Here is a 17,812-nt window from a genome sequence, read left to right as displayed (position 1 = left end):
CCGTTACTCGAAGAAGCTCTTCACCCGATCGAACCAGCTCTTGCTCTGCGGGCTGTGACGCGCGCCGCCCTCGGCCAGCGACTTCTCGAACTGCTTGAGCAGGTCGCGCTGGTGATCGGTCAGCTTCACCGGCGTCTCGACCTGCACGTGCACGTACAGATCGCCCGCAATGCTCGAACGCAGCCCCTTGATGCCCTTGCCGCGCAGGCGGAACGTCTTGCCCGACTGCGTGCCTTCCGGCACCGGGAACGACGCGCGGCCGGCCAGCGTCGGCACCTCGATCTCGCCGCCGAGTGCGGCGGTCGTGAACGGAATCGGCATCTGGCAGTGGAGATCGTCGCCGTCGCGCTCGAACACCGCGTGCGGCTTGATGTGGATCTCGACGTACAGGTCGCCCGGTGGCCCGCCGTTGATGCCCGGCTCGCCGTTGCCGGCCGAGCGGATCCGCATCCCGTCGTCGATCCCGGCCGGGATCTTCACTTCGAGCGTCTTGGTTTCCTTCACCTTGCCCGACCCGTGGCAATGCGCGCACGGCTCGGGGATGTAGGTGCCGGTGCCGTGGCACTTCGGGCAGGTCTGCTGGATGCTGAAGAAGCCCTGCGACATGCGCACCGTGCCCTGGCCGTGACAGGTCGGGCAGGTTTCCGGCTTCGTGCCGGGCTTCGCACCCGAGCCGTGACAGACTTCGCACGACACCCAGCTCGGCACGCGGATCTGCGTGTCGTAGCCGTGCGCGGCCTGCTCGAGCGTGATTTCCATGCTGTAGCGCAGGTCGGCGCCGCGATACACCTGCGGGCCGCCGCGGCCGCCGCGCGCGGCGCCGCCCGCGGCCTGGCCGAAGATGTCGCCGAAGATGTCGCCGAATGCATCCGCGAAGCCGCCGAAGCCCTGCGCGCCCGCACCGCCCATGTTCGGATCGACGCCCGCGTGGCCGTACTGGTCGTACGCGGCCCGCTTCTGACCATCCGACAGCATTTCATAGGCTTCCTTCGCCTCCTTGAAATGCTCTTCCGCATCCTTGCTGTCCGGATTGCGGTCAGGGTGATACTTCATCGCAAGCTTGCGATATGCCTTCTTGATTTCGTCGTCGCTCGCGTTCTTCGCGACGCCCAGAACCTCGTAGTAATCCCGTTTCGCCATATCGATTCACTGTGCCGCCACGCATCGCGCACGCGGCGGCTCCTTTCGCCCGCAGTAAAGTCTCTCGACTCGTCTGGCGCTGCACCGTCCGCGGACGGCTCACGCAGCACCCGCCAAAAAACAAATGTGCCCGGAGGGCCGCAAGGCCCGCCAGGCGTGGAGTCGATCCGGCCATCCGGAAGGAAAGACAGACCGCTTGTCAGCCGCGCCGCGCGCATTTCGCGCGCGGCGTACGGTGCCATGGCAACCCGGCTTAGTCCTTCTTCACTTCCTTGAACTCGGCGTCGACGACGTCGTCGGCAGCCTGTTGCGCACCACCCGCATGGGCCGCGCCTTCCGCCGCACCGGCCGCGCCGGCCGCACCCGCCTGCTGGGCCTGCATGTCGGCGTACATCTTCTCGCCGAGCTTCTGCGACACCTTGCCGAGCTCCTCGACCTTCGCGTCGATCGCCGCCTTGTCGGCCGACGTGTCCTTCAGCACGTCCTCGAGCGACTTCAGCGCCGCTTCGATCGCGTCCTTCTCGCCCGCGTCCAGCTTGTCGCCGTACTCGGTCAGCGCCTTCTTCGTGCTGTGGACCAGCGCGTCGCCCTGGTTGCGCGAATCGGCCAGCTCGCGCAGCTTGTGGTCTTCCGCTGCGTTCGCTTCCGCGTCCTTGATCATCTGGTCGATTTCAGCCTCGGACAGGCCCGAGTTCGCCTTGATCGTGATCTTGTTTTCCTTGCCGGTCGCCTTGTCCTTCGCGCCGACGTGCAGGATGCCGTTCGCGTCGATGTCGAAGGTCACTTCGATCTGCGGCACGCCGCGCGGTGCCGGCGGGATGCCTTCGAGGTTGAACTCGCCGAGCAGCTTGTTGCCCGCCGCCATTTCGCGCTCGCCCTGGAACACCTTGATCGTCACGGCCGACTGGTTGTCGTCGGCCGTCGAGTACACCTGGGCGTGCTTCGTCGGGATCGTCGTGTTCTTGCTGATCATCTTCGTCATCACGCCGCCGAGCGTCTCGATACCGAGCGACAGCGGGGTCACGTCGAGCAGCAGCACGTCCTTGCGGTCGCCCGACAGGACCTGGCCCTGGATCGCCGCGCCAACCGCGACGGCTTCGTCCGGGTTCACGTCGCGGCGCGGATCCTTGCCGAAGAATTCCTTCACCTTGTCCATGACCTTCGGCATGCGCGTCTGCCCGCCGACCAGGATCACGTCGTCGATGTCCGACACCTTGACGCCTGCGTCCTTGATCGCGATGCGGCACGGTTCGATCGTGCGCTCGACGAGGTCTTCCACCAGCGCTTCCAGCTTCGCGCGGGTGATCTTCAGGTTCAAGTGCTTCGGGCCCGACGCGTCCGCCGTGATGTACGGCAGGTTGATTTCGGTCTGCTGGCTCGACGACAGCTCGATCTTCGCCTTTTCGGCCGCTTCCTTCAGGCGCTGCAGCGCGAGCACGTCCTTCGACAGGTCGACGCCCTGCTCCTTCTTGAACTCGCCGATGATGTAATCGATGATGCGCTGGTCGAAGTCTTCGCCGCCGAGGAACGTGTCGCCGTTGGTCGACAGCACTTCGAACTGCATTTCGCCGTCGACGTCCGCGATCTCGATGATCGACACGTCGAACGTGCCGCCGCCGAGGTCGTACACGGCGATCTTGCGGTCACCCTTCTCGGCCTTGTCGAGGCCGAACGCGAGCGCGGCTGCCGTCGGCTCGTTGATGATCCGCTTGACTTCGAGGCCCGCGATGCGGCCGGCGTCCTTGGTCGCCTGGCGCTGGCTGTCGTTGAAGTACGCCGGCACCGTGATCACGGCTTCCGTGACCGGCTCGCCGAGGTAGTCTTCCGCCGTCTTCTTCATCTTGCGCAGCACTTCGGCCGACACCTGCGGCGGCGCGAGCTTTTCGCCGTGCGCTTCGACCCATGCATCGCCGTTGTCGGCCTTAATGATCGAGTACGGCATCAGGCCGATGTCCTTCTGGACTTCCTTCTCTTCGAAACGGCGGCCGATCAGGCGCTTCACGGCGAACAGCGTGTTCTTCGGGTTGGTCACCGACTGGCGCTTGGCCGGCGCGCCGACGAGGACTTCGTTGTCGTCCATGTAGGCGATGATCGACGGCGTGGTGCGCGCGCCTTCCGAGTTCTCGATGACCTTGACCTGGTTGCCTTCCATGATGGCGACGCACGAGTTCGTGGTGCCGAGGTCAATACCGATGATCTTTCCCATTTTTTCCTAATCTCCAGAAATGCTTGTTTGCTGCACGAAACGCCGCGTTTTTGGGCGGTTTCGCACGCCAGAATTCAACTCTGTTCCCGAAATGCGTCCGTCCGATCCGTTTTCAAGACCTGACGAGCGATGCGGATATTAAATTTTTTCAATCGCCGCCGGCTAGCGGATCGTGCCGGCCGCCGGCGTTTTCGCCGGACGGCGCGCCTCCTGCCGCAGCCATCTTCGCGCGTGCCGCCGCGACGGCTGCCTGGAACTGCGCGAGGCCATGCCAGCCGGTCGCGCGGCCCAGCCGCTTGCCGCGGTGGAAGAAGAACCACGTCGGCACGCCGTGCAGCCCGAAGCGGCGCCCCAGCTGTGGGTGCTCGTACACGTTGCAATGGAACCACTTCAGGCCCAGCGCGCGGATCGCGTCGGGCTGCGCGAGCATCGCCTTCTTCGCGATCTCGCAGTTGAAGCAGTCGACGCCCCAGAAGAACACCACGGCCAGTGCGTCGCCCGCGCCGTCGATGGCTGCGTCGAACGTGCCGGCGTCGAGCGCCTGCATGTCGAACGCGTCGAACGCGGCCGGATCGACGCCGGCGGGCACCATGTCGGCCGCCTTACTTCGGCTGGGCGACGGTGACGAGCGCCGGGCGCAGCACGCGGTCGGCGATCATGTAGCCCTTTTGCAGCACCGTGACGACGGTGTTCGGCTCCTGCTCGGCCGGCACCATCGAAATGGCCTGGTGCTGGTGCGGATCGAACTTCTCGCCGACCGGGTTGATCGCGACGACGCGGCCCTTCTCGAGCGCGCTCGTCAACTGCCGCAGCGTCAGCTCGACGCCTTCGCGCACCTTCGCGATGTCGCCGGAGGTATCGCTGACGGCCGCTTCCAGGCTGTCCAGCACGGGCAGCAGGTGTTCCGCGAAGCTCTCGATCGCGAACTTGTGCGCCTTCGACACGTCGTCCTGCGCGCGGCGGCGCACGTTCTCGGTCTCGGCCTTCGCCCGCAGGAAGCTTTCCTGGAGCTCGGCGACCTTGGCTTGAGCCTCCGCGAGCGCCGCGTCGGCGGCTTCGGCGGCGGGTGCGGCGCCTTGCGCCGCCTGCTTTTCGCTACCGATGTCTTCGGCCGATTGGGTAGCCGGGTTCTCTTGCGTGTTTTCCATGTCGCTGAAAGTCGATTAGAGGTTGAAGCCAAATCGGCAACCGTCGGACGTATACCCGACGGCACCGCACATTGGTGGTGCAAATAAGGGCGAAAACTGCGATTTCAAGAGGGTCTTTCGCCGACATTCGCCAATGCCGTGAAACAACCGCGCGTTTCCTGGTGCAGGCGTCGCATCGTTCGCCGGATCGGGCGAAACGGCCTGTAACAACGCTTACCCGGCAAGTACTAGCTCCGCACAGGCCCGCTGCACTACACTCCACTCAAGCGTCGGAAAAGCGTGTTTACCCGTAGCTGACCGCCGCCCGACATCCACCTGGCGCCGTTTTCACCCTTGTTCTCGAGGGGAGTACCGTGAAACTGACCTTTGCGATATCGGTGGTCGCGCTGGTACTCATTGCCGGCACCACCACCATCTGCCTGTCGGGAGCCGTCACCGACCGCACGACCGAATACGGAAGCGCGCGGGCGACGTTCGACCAGATGTTCAGCTCCCACCAGAAAATCTGTCGATGATGCGCCGGTCGCGCTTGGTCGGCCGGCCGTGCAGCCCGGCCGCCGGCTCGCGATACGTGCGGCGCCGCTCCAGTTCGGCGAGCCGCGCGGCCCGCCCCGCTTCCGTTTCCTCGTAGAGCGTCTGCGCGACGCTCGCGGGGCCGCGCACGTCGCACACGCCCAGCACGGCAATGTGCCAGACGATGCCGTCGATCGCAATCTCGACCTCGTCGCCCACTCGCACGTCCTTCGCCGGCTTGACCGCTGCACCGCCGATCTTCACGTGTCCCTTGTCGACCGCATCGGTCGCGAGCGAGCGCGTCTTGAAGAACCGGGCCGCCCACAGCCATTTGTCGATGCGCAGCTTCGCGCCCGGCTCGGTGGAAATCTTGTAGTTCATGTCAGTCTCCGCAGGGCCGCCCCAAGGAGGCTGACCGCCCCCTCGGGGGGCAGCGAACGAAGTGAGTGTGGGGGGCGTTTCATCTCAACCGACCGTTTCGGGCTGCGCGGCCTTGACGGGCCAGCCCTGCAGATTCTCCGCGACGATCTCGCCGAGCGCGCCGATCCACGCGGACGCGCCGTTCAGACACGGAATGCGGTGAAAGGTCTTGCCGCCGCCGGCGAGGAACTCGTCGCGCACTTCCATGCCGATTTCCTCGATCGTCTCCAGGCAATCGGCCGTGAAGCCGGGACAGAACACGTCCGCCCGCCGCACGCCGGCCTCGCCGAATTCGCGCAACGTCGGCGCGGTGTACGGCTGCAGCCATTCGGCCTTGCCGAAGCGCGACTGGAACGTGACGCGGCATTCGGTACCCGACAGCCCGAGCGCAGCCATCAGCAACGCGCCGGTCTGCTGACACTGGTCGTGATACGGGTCGCCGAGGTCGAGCGTGCGCTTCGGCACGCCGTGGAAACTCAGCACCAGCTTGTCGCCGGCCGCGAAATCGGGCCGGCCGTGCTGCGCCCAGTACTGGCGCACCTGTTCGGCCAGCGCATGGATATAGGCCGGATGGTCGGCGTAGTGCCGCACCGTGCGCACTTCCGGCTGGTTGCGCATGCGCGCGAGCGCGTCGAACGCGGCATCGAACGCGGTGGCCGTGGTCGACGCCGAGTATTGCGGATACATCGGCATCAACAGCACGCGCTCGACGCCCGCGCGCTTGAACTGCGCGAGCGCATGCGCAATGTTCGGGCTGCCGTAGCGCATCGCGTAGTCGACCGTCACGTGATAGCCGTTCGACACGAGCAGGTGCCGCACGCTGTCGGTCTGACGCTCGGTGTACACGCGCAGCGGCGAGCCCTCCGGCATCCAGACGGCCGCGTATTTCTTCGCGGAGGCACGGCCGCGCAGCGGCAGGATCAGCGTGCGCAGCAGCACCTGCCAGACGGCCTGCGGGATTTCGACGACCCGTGGGTCCGACAGGAATTCGGCCAGGTAGCGCCGCACCGCGCGCGGCGTGGGCGCGTCGGGCGTGCCGAGATTGATCAGCAGCACACCGATGCGATGGGCGGCCGCGATATTCGAAGGCGGCTCGAGATCGAAACGCATGGGCAAGGACGTGCTCGAGGCACGGGACCGGACGGCTCTCAATTATAGCGGGCCGCCCCGTGCCGTTCGGCCGACTGTCGCCGCAAGCGGCGGCGCGGCACGATAGCGGGGCGGGATCGGGCCGGCGATCGCCGGTTATTGCCGGTTATTGCCGGTTATTGCCGGTTATTGCCGGCTATTGCTGGCTCAGCGTGAGCGACAGCAGGCGCGCGGTGATGTCGACGATCGGTATCACCCGGTTGTACGCCATCCGGGTCGGGCCGATCACGCCGAGCGTGCCGACGATCTGCCCGTTCACCTCGTACGGCGCGGTGACGACGCTCATTTCCTCGATCGGCACGAGCGTCGATTCCCCGCCGATGAAGATCTGCACGCCCTGGGCGTGGCTCGACACGTCGAGCAGTTGCAGGAGGCCCGTCTTTTGGTCGAATACGTCGAACAGCTTGCGCAGCCGCGCCATGTCGGACGACAGGTCCGCCACTTCGAGCAGGTTGCGCTCGCCGGAAATCAGCACGGTGTCCTCGGTGTCGGGCACCTCGGTGCTGGCCGTCACGGCCGCGTGCATCAGCGTCGTCATGTCGCCGCGCAGCTGGTCGATCTCGTCGCGCAGGCGGCGGCGCACCTCGTCGAACGACAGCCCGGCGAAATGCGCATTGATGTAGTTGGACGCCTCGGTCAGCTGCGACGGCGAATAGTCGCGCGGCGTCGCGAGCATGCGGTTCTGCACGTCGCCCTCGGGCGTGACGATGATCAGCAGGATGCGCTTGTCGGACAGGCGCATGAACTCGATCTGCTTGAACACGTGGCTGCGGCGCGGCGTCAGCACGACACCCGCGAACTGCGACAGGTTCGACAGCACGCTCGCGGCGGCGGCGACCACCCGCTGCTGCGGCTCGCCGGCCTGCAGCGTGTTCTGCACCTGGCGCGCGACGGCCTCGGCGTCGATCGGCGCCTCGACCGTCAGCATCGTATCGACGAACAGCCGGTAGCCGCGCGGCGTCGGCACCCGGCCGGCCGACGTGTGCGGGCTCGACACGAGGCCGAGCTCCTCCAGGTCGGACATCACGTTGCGGATCGTCGCCGGGCTCAGCTCGAGCCCGGAGTAACGGGACAACGTGCGCGATCCGACCGGCTGACCGTCGGCGATATACCGTTCGATCAGGGTTTTCAGGAGGGTTCGTGCGCGAGGATCTAGCATGGTGGAAAATTTTAGCGCAACCGCGCGAGCGCGGCGAGTGGCGTCGACCACCATTGCGCGGGCCGGCCCGATCCGGCCCCGTCGGCGCACAGCCGGTTCTTTTCGTCAACGAGCTATGGTGTAATGCCGGCATGAAAACCGGTAATCAGTTCAACACTGTCGCGCTCGTCGGCCGGAGCAACACGCCCGGCATCGCCGAGCCGCTCGCCACGCTGGCCGACAGCATCGCCACGCTCGGCTTCGAGGTCGTGTTCGAAGGCGAGACAGCACGCGAAATCGGCATCGCCGGGTACCCGGCGCTCACGCCGGCCGAAATCGGGGCGCGAGCAGACGTGGCGATCGTGCTCGGCGGCGACGGCACGATGCTCGGCATCGGCCGCCAGCTTGCGCCCTACCGGACTCCGCTGATCGGGATCAACCACGGGCGGCTCGGCTTCATCACCGACATCGCGGCATCCGACATGCAGGCGCTCGTGCCCGTGATGCTGGCCGGCAAGTTCGAGCGCGAGGAGCGCTCGCTGCTCGAGGCGCGGATCGTGCGCGACGGCGAACCGATCTACCACGCGCTCGCGTTCAACGACGTCGTCGTGAACCGCAGCGGCTTCTCCGGGATGGTCGAGCTGCGCGCGTCGGTCGACGGCCGCTACATGTACAACCAGCGCTCGGACGGCCTGATCGTCGCGACGCCCACCGGCTCGACCGCCTATGCGCTGTCGTCGGCCGGCCCGATCCTCCATCCGCAGCTGGCGGGCATCGTGCTCGTGCCGATCGCGCCGCACGCGCTGTCGAACCGGCCGATCGTGCTGCCCGACGATTCGAAGATCGCGATCCAGATCGTCGGCGGCCGCGACGTCAACGTGAACTTCGACATGCAGTCGTTCACGTCGCTCGAACTGAACGATACGATCGAGGTGCGCCGCTCGAAGCACACGGTGCCGTTCCTGCACCCGATCGGCTACAGCTACTACACGACGCTGCGCAAGAAGCTGCATTGGAACGAACACGCATCGAACGAAGACGACAAGGCGTCCTGACGCCGCTCCGCCCGATACCATGCTCCGCCACCTCTCGATCCGCGACTTCGTCATCGTCGCCGCGCTCGATCTCGAATTCGACAGCGGCTTTTCCGTCTTTTCCGGCGAAACCGGCGCCGGCAAATCGATCCTGATCGACGCCCTCGCCCTCGCGCTCGGCGAACGCGCCGACGCGAGCGTCGTGCGCACCGGCTGCGGCCGCGCCGACATCACGGCCGAATTCACGCCGCACGACCGCGTCGCGCGCTGGCTCGACGAGCACGCGTTCGACGCCGAGGACACCGTGATGCTGCGCCGCGTGATCGACGCGAACGGCCGCTCGCGCGCATTCATCAACGGCACCAGCGCGACGCTCGCGCAACTGCGCGAGCTCGGCGAGATGCTCGTCGACATCCACGGCCAGCACGCGCATCAGTTGCTGATGCGGCCCGACGCGCAACGCGAGCTGTTCGACACGCACGCGGGGCTCGTCGCCGAGGCCGCGAACGTCGCGCGCGCGTGGCGCGTGTGGCGCGACGCGACGCAGGCGATCGACGCCGCGAAGGCGCACGAGCGCGAGCTGCAGCTCGAACGCGAAAAGCTCGCATGGCAGCTCGCCGAACTCGACAAGCTCGCGCCGCAAGCCGGCGAGTGGGACGAAGTCAGCAACGAACACAAGCGCCTGTCGCATTCGGCGAACCTGATCGAAGGCGTACGCGGCGCGCTCAACGCACTGTCCGAGTCCGACGACGCGATGCTCGCGCAGCTCGGCGCGATCGTGTCGAAGCTGCGCGGCCTGGCCGACTACGACACCGCGCTCGGCGACGCGCTCGCGTCGCTGGAGCCCGCCGAGATCCAGTTGCAGGAAGCCGTCTATTCGCTGTCGCACTATGCACAGCGCGTCGATCTCGACCCCGAGCGGCTCGCGCAGGTCGAAACGCGTCTCGACGCGCTGCACTCGACCGCCCGCAAGTTTCGGCTGCCGCCCGACACGCTGCACGAAGAGCATGCGGCGCGCCGCGCGCAACTCGCCGCGCTCGACGCGGCCGCCGATCTCGGCGCGCTCGAGGCGGCACAGGCCAAGGCGAGGGAAGCCTATCTCGCCGACGCCAAACGCCTGTCGAAGGCGCGCGCGCAGGCCGCCAAGGCGCTCGGCGCGGCCGTCACGGCCGGCATGCAGGAATTGTCGATGGCGGGCGGAAGCTTCGAAGTCGCGCTCGTGCCGCTCGCGGACGGCGGCCCGCACGGGCTCGAGCAGGTCGAATTCCGCGTGGCCGGTCATCCGGGCGTGCCGCTGCGGCCGCTCGCGAAGGTCGCGTCGGGCGGCGAACTCGCGCGGATCAGTCTCGCGCTCGCGGTGATCGCCAGCGCGGCGAGCCCGACGCCGACGCTGATCTTCGACGAAGTCGATACGGGAATCGGCGGCGGCGTCGCCGAAGTGGTCGGCCGCCTGCTGCACCAGCTCGGGCGCGACCGCCAGGTGTTGTGCGTGACGCACCTGCCGCAGGTCGCCGCGCGCGGCGACCATCATTTCCAGGTGGCGAAGGGCGCCGACGAACGCGGCGGCACGGTATCGACCGTCGTTGCGCTCGACCGCGCCAGCCGGATCGAGGAAGTCGCGCGGATGCTCGGCGGGCTCGAAATCACGGCCACCACGCGCAAGCACGCGAAGGAAATGCTGGCGGCCTGACATGGCTGCCGCCTGTCCCGCTCGAGTCGAACGGGCTCGCCCATTCGACTCGGGGCGGTAGGCGGATCGATGCCGCGCCCGCCCCGCTTTCCGCTTTCGTTCAAACGCCCGTTTCAACCGCGCCGAACACGCGCGTCCACAGCGCCGTCACGGCCGCGCGCTCGTCCGCCACCACCGCCGGATCGACGCGCGCCTTCTCCATCCCGTCGAGCCGCAGCTTGTGCTGCAGCTTCCGGTATGTGCGGTACGCCGCGCCGACGCGCTCGGCCTCGTCCTCGCCCATCAGCCCGAAGCGCGCGACTTCGCGCAGCAACGCGATGTTGCCGGTATTGCGGATCAGCTCGGCGTCGCTCGACGCATGCAGCAGCACCCAGTACTGGACGATGAATTCGATGTCGACCATCCCGCCGCGATCGTGCTTCAGGTCGAACAGCGCGGTCTGGTTCGGGTGGCCGGCAAACACCTTGCCGCGCATGTCGACGATCTCCTTCGCGAGCACGCCGCCGTCGCGCGGCGTCGTCAGCACCTGCTGGCGGATCGCCTCGAAATCCGCGCCGATCTGCGCGTCGCCCGCGCTGTAGCGGGCGCGCGTCAGCGCCTGGTGCTCCCACACCCACGCGGTGTTCGCCGCATCGCCCTCGCGCAGCTGATAGCGGCGGAACGCGTCGAGATCGGTGACGAGCAGCCCGGCCTCGCCGTTCGGCCGCAGCCGCAGGTCGATGTCGAACAGCGCGCCCGCGCCGGTCGCGGTCGTGAGCCACGTGATCAGGCGCCGCGTGAAGGTCGTGTAGACGTCCGCCGAGCGCTCGTCCGGGTCGTCGTACAGGAAGATCAGGTCGAGATCCGACGCATAGCCGAGCTCCTTGCCGCCCAGCTTGCCGTACGCGATCACCGCGAACTTCGGCACGTCGCGATGGCGCTTCGCGAGCTGCGACCAGACGACTTCGATCGTCACGTCGAGCACCGCGTCGGCCAGCTCGGACAGCCGGTCGCTCACGTGCTCGACCGACAGTTGCCCGGCCAGATCGATCAGCAGGATCCGGAACACCTCCGCATGCTGCGCGTGGCGCAGCAGGTCCATCTGCTGCTCGGGGCCGTCGGCCGCCGCGAGCCGCGCGCGCAGCGCATCCTTGAACGCGGGCCAGTCGAACGGGCTCGCGATCGCCTCGTCGTCGAGCAATTCGTCGAGCAGCTGCGGGTGGCGGATCAGGTAGCCGCCGCCCCAGCGCGTCGCGCCGAGCACCGACAGCACGCGGTCGAGCGCGGCCGGATATTCGGTCAGCAGCGCGAGATAGACGCCGCGCCGGCTGACCGTCTCCAGCAGGTCGAACAGGCGCACGATCGTGTCGTCGCGACGCGCGGCGTCGATCTTCGGCGCGGCGTCGAGCGCGCGCTGCGCGACGCTGTCGAAGCGCTGCCGGCTCTTTTCCGGCAGCCCGGTGTAGCGCGACGATTGCCAGATCGCGCGCAGCCGCGCGAGCACGGCGGCCGGATCGGCGAAGCCCAGGCCGTCGAGGCGCGCGATCAGCGCGTCGTCCTCGCCGTCGTCGGCCAGCGCGCCGCTCCAGATCCACGCGGCGGCCGTGTCGTCGCCGGCCGCGCACGGCGCGCCGCTCGCCTTGTCGGCGAAAATCTGGTCGAACTGCGCTTCGACGAACGTGCGGTGGCCATCCAGCACCGTCATCAGCGCCGCGTAGTCGGCAAAACCGAGCGACGCGGCCAGCGCCGCGCGCTCGTCGGGCTCGACCGGCATCGCGTGCGTCTGTGCGTCGTTGCGGTACTGCAGCCGGTGCTCGAGCGTGCGCAGGAAGTTGTAGGCGTCGGTCAGGCGGGCGCACACGTCGTCGCCGATCAGCCCGCGCGCCTGCGCATGCCGCAGCACCGCGAGCGTCGGCCGCACGCGAAATCCCGCATCCTGGCCGCCGCGGATCAACTGGAACACCTGCGCGCTGAACTCGATCTCGCGGATCCCGCCGCGCCCGAGCTTGATGTCGTCGGCCTTGTCGGGCCGCATCGACGCGCGCCGCGCCGCTTCGTGCCGGATCTGCTGGTGCAGCGAACGGATCGCGCCGATCACGCCGAAATCGAGATAGCGGCGGTAGACGAACGGCTTGACGATCGACTCGAGCTGCGACGCGAGCCGCTGTGCCGCGTCGCTGTCGCCTTCCGACACGAGCCGCCCCTTGATCCACGCATAGCGCTCCCACTCGCGCCCCTGCACGTAGAAATATTCCTCGAGCATGCCGAGGCTGCACACGAGCGGCCCCGAATCGCCGTTCGGGCGCAGCCGCATGTCGACGCGAAACACGTAGCCGTCGGCCGTGACCTCGGACAGCACGCCGATCAGGCGCCGGCCGAGCCGCGTGAAGTATTCCTGCGTGGACAGCGGCGAACGTGCGCCGCCGGTGGTCTCGCCGTCGTCCTCGTAGACGAAGATCAGGTCGATGTCCGACGACACGTTCAGCTCGCGGCCGCCGAGCTTGCCCATCCCGACCACGCCGAGCACGACGCGCTGGCCGTCGGCGCCGCGCGGCTCGCCGTACAGCGCCTCGAGTTCGGCCGACAGCAGCGCCAGCGAGCGCTGCACGGCCACCTCGGCGAGATCGGTCATCGCGCCCGTGACCTCGGCGACGTTCGCCAGCCCGCGCAGGTCGCGCTCCGCGACCGCACCGAACGCCTCGGCGCGCAGTTGCCGCAGCGCGCGCTTCAGTTGCTCGTCGCCCGGCGCAGCCGTGCCGGCCGGCGTCGCGAGCAGCTCGGTCAAGCGCGCGTCGAGCTGCGCGCGGCCGAGCGGCGCGGCCGCCCACGCGGCGACCTGCTCGGCCAGCGCGGGCCGGGCGGCCGCCGCGCGCGCGAGGTATCGGGAATAGGACGTGCTGATCAGGTCGGAAGCGTCGGTCATCGAGAAGCGGGCCTGGCGAAAGGCCGGGGGCGGCGGGCCGGCGCGTGCGCGCCCCGCTGCCGGCCGGCCCCATGGACTCGGCGCGGCGTCGCGACGGACGCTCGTGCGCCCGTCGCGACGCCGCGCGCCGGAAAGCCCGTGCCGCGCTGCCCCAACGGCCGCCGGCACGAACCCGTGTGATACATTTCAACGTCAGTCTGCAAAACTACCATATCGCCGCCCGTCCGCCGCATGTCCGACCGTCAGGAATCCGCCGTAGCTGCGCCCGAAGCGGGACCTCCGAAGCACGATCATCCGGTCCTGCGTCGCGTGTTCAGGGTGACGCTGGCAGTCGGGATCGGCACCTACTTCGTCGCGTCCGGCGCCCTCCTCGGGCTGCGCTACGTACTGCTGCCCCGCATCGACGAATTCCGCCCGCGCATCGAGCGCGCGGTGTCCGACAAGCTCCATGCGCAGCTTTCGATCGGCAAGCTTTCCCCGAACTGGTCCGGCATGCAGCCGGGCGTCGAACTCACGAACCTGACGATTCGCGGCCGCGACGGCCAGGTCGCGCTGTCGGTGCCGCACGCGACGGCCGCGCTGTCGTGGATGTCGCTGCTGCGGCTGTCGCCCGCGCTGTCGAGCCTGATCGTCGACCAGCCCGACCTCGTCGTCGCGCGCGCGGCCGACGGCTCGCTGAGCGTCGCCGGCGTCGGTGTGGCCACCACCCACGGCGGCAACGACACGTTCGGCACCTGGTTGCTGAAGCAGGAGGCGATCGTGCTGCGCGGCGGCACGCTGCGCTGGCGCGACGCGCAGCACGACGCGCCGGAGCTCGTGCTGTCGGGCATCCGGCTCGCGGTGCTCAACGACGGCCGCGTGCACAAGGCCGCGCTGCAGGCGCCCGCGAACGGCACGCTGCTGCTCGGCCCGCTCGATTTCCGCGCGCGCTTCAGGCACAAGCCGCTCGCGCCGATCGGCAAGCCGGCGAACTGGACCGGCGACGCCTACCTGTCGACCGGCCCCGTCGACCTGCAGACGCTCACGCGCTATCTCGACGTGCCGCTCACGATCCACGCGGGCCGGATCGACAACGCGATCTGGGCGACCTTCGGCGACGGCCACCTGCGCTCGGCGGGCGGCGACCTGCAAGGCGCCGACGTCGCGCTGCGCGTGCGCCCGACGCAGCCGCGGCTCGACGTGCCGACGGTCGGCTTCGGCTGGGACATGGTGCTCGACGCGGGCCACGACTACACGCTGCACCTGACGCGCTTCAATGCGGAGCTCGGCCAGCCGCCGCTGCCGGACGGCACGCCGCTCGCGCGCTCGCTCGCGCTGTCGACGCTGACCGCGCGCTACCGCGTGCCGACCGCGAACCAGGGGCAACTGCTCAGCGTGGTCGGCGACCGCGTCGATCTCGGCATCCTCAGCGAATTCATCCGCGGGCTGCCGCTGCCGGCGCGCCTGCGCAACGAGCTGATCAAGATCGACCCGCGCGGAATGGTGTCGAACTATCACATCGAGGTCGAGCGCGCGAAACCCGCGCACGCCGATCTCGCCGACGAGGAGCGGCGCATGGGCGCCGCGCCGATCGTCCGCTACCGCTTCCTCGGCGATCTGCAGGGCATCAGCTTCGCCGCGCAGGAGCCGCCGCCCGGACTCTCGCCGCGCGGCCACCCGCGCGCCGGCTGGCCGGGCGTCGAGAACCTGTGGGGCCGCGTCGACGCGAACGAGACGGGCGGCGCCGCGCATATCGACACGGTCAACGCGGCCGTCACCGTGCCCGGCGAATTCGACGAGCCGCGCCTGACGTTCGACCGGCTGCGCGGCAATGCCAAGTGGACGATCACGCCCGCGCCCGGCGACAAGCACGCGCGCGTCGACGTGTCGCTGCCGGACCTGCTCGTGTCGAACCCCGATGCCGAGATCGCGGTGTCGGGCTCGTACACGAACCCCGGCCACGGCCGCGGCTCGCTCGACCTGCGCGCCGATTTCGCGCGCGCGTCGGTCGCACGCATTCCGCGCTACCTGCCGACCGGGATGTCCGAACACCTGCGCGACTATCTCGGCCACGCGTTGCAGGACGGCAAGGTGACCAAGGGCGCGTCGATCGTCGCGCGCGGCCCGCTCGAGAAATTCCCGTTCGAACACGAGCCGGACGCCGGCGTGTTCCACATCGTCGCGCCGTTCACCGGCGGCCGCTTCGAGCCGACGCCGTACCCGCCGCGCAAGCTCGCGAACGGCACGCCGAGCGTCTGGCCCGCGCTCGACGGCATCGACGGCGTGTTCGAGCTCGCGCAGAACAAGCTGCGCTTCGACATCGAGCGCGCGCACTACAAGCGCGTCGCGCTGACGAAGGTCGCCGGCCGCATCGACGATCTCGGCAATCCGTCGCACTCGCCGCTGATCATCGACGGCCATGCCCAGGGCCCGCTCGCCGACCTGATCGACTACGCGGACAACAGCTCGCTCGGCACGATGAGCAACCACATCGGCCAGCGGATCGATGCGCAGGGCCCCGCGTCGCTCGCGCTCAAGATCACGATTCCGCAGCACGTCCCCCATCCGCACACGCACGTCGAAGGCACGCTCGCGTTCGGCGGCAACACGCTGTCGACCAGCGGCGTGCCGCCGCTGTCGGCCCTGCGCGGCAGCGTCGGCTTCACCGAGGCCGGCGCGTCGCTGCACGCGCTGTCGGGGCGCTTCCTCGGCGGCCCGGTGCGCGCGAACGGCAACTTCCAGTCGCACGGCCCGTACGCGGTGGATGTCGACGGCCGGCTCGCGCTCGACGCCGCGCGCGGCCTGAACCTGCACGGCGCGGCCGCCGCGCTGCTCGAGCACGTGGTCGGCGACGCGCCGTACAAGATCGCCGTGCGCGGCGCGCCGGGCCGCCTGCCCGACGTCAGCGCGCAATCCGACCTGACCGGCGTGGCGCTGAACTTCCCGGCGCCGTTCGCGAAACCGGCCGGCACGCCGATGCCGTTCCGCTTCACGCTGCAGCCGGCGCCGCAAACGGACGGCAAACGCCTCGAACACGCCGACCTGACGCTCGGCCCGGTGAGCGCGACCTACCTGCTCGACGCGACGCGCGGCCAGCCGCTGCGCGCGGTGCGCGGCGCGATGGGCATCCACCGGATGCCCGACATGCCGCAGGACGGCGTGAGCGCGGCCGTCGACGTCGGCGAACTGGACGCCGACGCGTGGCTCGCCCTCGCCCATACGCTGCAGCCCGACACGCCGCGCGCGCCGGCGCCGCAGGCCGCGCCGCGCGTCGATTTCGCGAGCTTCGCGCCGAAGCGCTTCGCGTTCCATTTCGGCACGCTGAAACTGCTCAAGCGCAACTGGGAGAACGTGATCGTCGGCGCGTCGCACGTCGACGACCTCTGGCAGGCGAACATCGCGTCGAACCAGGTGTCGGGCTACCTGTCGTGGGCGCCGGGCGGCGGCCATAACGGCGCGGGCGTGCTCAACGCGCGGCTCGCGAAGCTCGTCGTGCCGCAGAGTTCGCAGCACGACCTCGTCGGCCGCGCGATGAACCTGCCGACGCCGGCCGACCGGCCGATGCCGTCGATCGACCTGATCGTCGACCAGGTCGTCGCGCGCGATCACGACATCGGCCGGCTCGTCGTCAACGCACGCAACATCGACGAAGACGGCACGCCCGTGTGGCAGCTCGACAAGCTGGAACTGTCGAACCCGGCCGCGAAGCTGACGGCGACCGGCAACTGGCGCACGTCGCGCCGCGCGCTCGCCCGCGGCGCCGACGAACCCGACGCGCCGCGCCGCACCGTGTTCGACTTCAAGCTCGACATCGACAACGCGGGTGCGCTGCTCGACCGCGTCGGCCTGCCGCGCACGCTCGCGGACGGTCACGGCTCGGTCACGGGCAAGGTCGGCTGGCGCGGCGGCCCGACCGCGCTCGACTTCCCGTCGCTCGGCGGCCAGGTCGCGGTCGACCTCGAACACGGGCAGATCCTGAAGGTCGATCCGGGCGCGGCGAAACTGCTCGGCGTGCTGAGCCTGCAAAGCCTCGCGCGCTTCCTGACGCTGAACTTCCGCGACGTGGTCGGCAAGGGGCTGCCGTTCGACAAGATCACCGGTACCGGCCGGATTTCGAACGGGATCGCGCGCACCGACGACTTCTCGATGATGACGGGCCCCGCGAACGTCACCGTGCGCGGCGCGGTCGATCTCGGCGCCGAAACGCAGGATCTGCATGCGCACGTCGCACCGAAAATCAGCGCGGGCGCGGCCGCGATCGGCGCGGCCATCATCAACCCGCTGCTCGGCGTCGGCGTGCTGGCCGCGAACTATGCGCTGTCCGAGACGCTGTCGCGCGCGTTCGCGCTCGACTACGCGATCACCGGCTCGTGGGCGCACCCGCACATCGAGCGGGTGCGCGGCGATCAGGGTAAGATGAATCACGGTCCGGCCGATGCAGCGAGCCATTGAGCGCGCATCGAAGCGCGCAGGCCGCCGGGCCGCACCCCATT

The 17,812-nt window shown here is 68.9% G+C and carries 12 protein-coding genes; 4 read left to right on the top strand and 8 right to left on the bottom strand.

Features of this window, described 5'->3' with window-relative positions:
* Positions 1-3: 3 nt before the first annotated feature.
* The 4 genes from dnaJ to grpE form a co-directional block, all read right to left on the bottom strand.
* Positions 4-1,140, bottom strand: coding sequence for a molecular chaperone DnaJ (gene dnaJ, locus WS96_RS19250; protein WP_034206478.1), 1,137 nt, complete (start codon positions 1,138-1,140; stop codon positions 4-6).
* Between the two features lie 253 nt (positions 1,141-1,393).
* Positions 1,394-3,346: a molecular chaperone DnaK gene (dnaK, locus tag WS96_RS19245; protein ID WP_059834613.1), complete on the bottom strand. Its 1,953-nt coding sequence runs from the start codon at positions 3,344-3,346 to the stop codon at positions 1,394-1,396.
* Positions 3,347-3,494: 148 nt separating this feature from the next.
* A complete protein-coding gene (locus WS96_RS19240; RefSeq protein ID WP_059834611.1) occupies positions 3,495-3,938 on the bottom strand; it encodes a thioredoxin family protein in 444 nt (147 codons plus the stop codon).
* Between the two features lie 10 nt (positions 3,939-3,948).
* Positions 3,949-4,494 carry a nucleotide exchange factor GrpE gene (grpE, locus tag WS96_RS19235; RefSeq protein ID WP_034206475.1) on the bottom strand — a complete coding sequence of 182 codons (546 nt, stop codon included), beginning with the start codon at positions 4,492-4,494 and terminating at the stop codon, positions 3,949-3,951.
* A gap of 353 nt (positions 4,495-4,847) precedes the next feature.
* Between grpE and WS96_RS34090 the strand changes: the two genes are divergently transcribed.
* Positions 4,848-5,009, top strand: coding sequence for a hypothetical protein (locus tag WS96_RS34090; protein WP_006476841.1), 162 nt, complete (start codon positions 4,848-4,850; stop codon positions 5,007-5,009).
* On the opposite strand, the gene WS96_RS19230 is transcribed toward WS96_RS34090, so the two are convergent.
* From WS96_RS19230 to hrcA, 3 genes are all read right to left on the bottom strand, one after another.
* Positions 4,981-5,388 (bottom strand): RNA-binding S4 domain-containing protein, encoded by a 408-nt coding sequence (locus tag WS96_RS19230; protein ID WP_034206474.1) that lies wholly within the window; start codon positions 5,386-5,388, stop codon positions 4,981-4,983. The genes WS96_RS34090 and WS96_RS19230 overlap by 29 nt on opposite strands.
* A gap of 84 nt (positions 5,389-5,472) precedes the next feature.
* Positions 5,473-6,537 (bottom strand): ferrochelatase, encoded by a 1,065-nt coding sequence (hemH, locus tag WS96_RS19225; RefSeq protein WP_059791790.1) that lies wholly within the window; start codon positions 6,535-6,537, stop codon positions 5,473-5,475.
* A gap of 175 nt (positions 6,538-6,712) precedes the next feature.
* The gene (hrcA, locus tag WS96_RS19220; protein WP_011544637.1) at positions 6,713-7,735 is read right to left on the bottom strand and encodes a heat-inducible transcriptional repressor HrcA; all 1,023 of its coding nucleotides are present in this window, start codon (positions 7,733-7,735) and stop codon (positions 6,713-6,715) included.
* A gap of 131 nt (positions 7,736-7,866) precedes the next feature.
* On the opposite strand from hrcA, the gene WS96_RS19215 reads away from it, so the two are divergent.
* Both WS96_RS19215 and recN read left to right on the top strand, forming a co-directional pair.
* On the top strand, positions 7,867-8,769 hold the full coding sequence (locus WS96_RS19215) for an NAD kinase (RefSeq protein WP_034206472.1): 903 nt from the start codon (positions 7,867-7,869) through the stop codon (positions 8,767-8,769).
* A gap of 19 nt (positions 8,770-8,788) precedes the next feature.
* The gene (recN, locus tag WS96_RS19210; RefSeq protein WP_034206471.1) at positions 8,789-10,438 is read left to right on the top strand and encodes a DNA repair protein RecN; all 1,650 of its coding nucleotides are present in this window, start codon (positions 8,789-8,791) and stop codon (positions 10,436-10,438) included.
* Positions 10,439-10,538: 100 nt separating this feature from the next.
* Here recN and glnE read toward each other — a convergent pair whose 3' ends face one another.
* Entirely contained in the window at positions 10,539-13,340 is a 2,802-nt protein-coding gene (gene glnE / locus WS96_RS19205) for a bifunctional [glutamate--ammonia ligase]-adenylyl-L-tyrosine phosphorylase/[glutamate--ammonia-ligase] adenylyltransferase (protein WP_059834609.1), read from the bottom strand.
* A gap of 231 nt (positions 13,341-13,571) precedes the next feature.
* On the opposite strand from glnE, the gene WS96_RS19200 reads away from it, so the two are divergent.
* Entirely contained in the window at positions 13,572-17,771 is a 4,200-nt protein-coding gene (locus WS96_RS19200; protein ID WP_059834607.1) for a YhdP family phospholipid transporter, read from the top strand.
* Positions 17,772-17,812: the final 41 nt, after the last annotated feature.

Origin of the sequence: Burkholderia sp. MSMB1835, from assembly GCF_001526365.1 — a bacterium.
Classification (GTDB): domain Bacteria; phylum Pseudomonadota; class Gammaproteobacteria; order Burkholderiales; family Burkholderiaceae; genus Burkholderia.
This window is presented reverse-complemented; position numbering and strand designations above follow the sequence as displayed.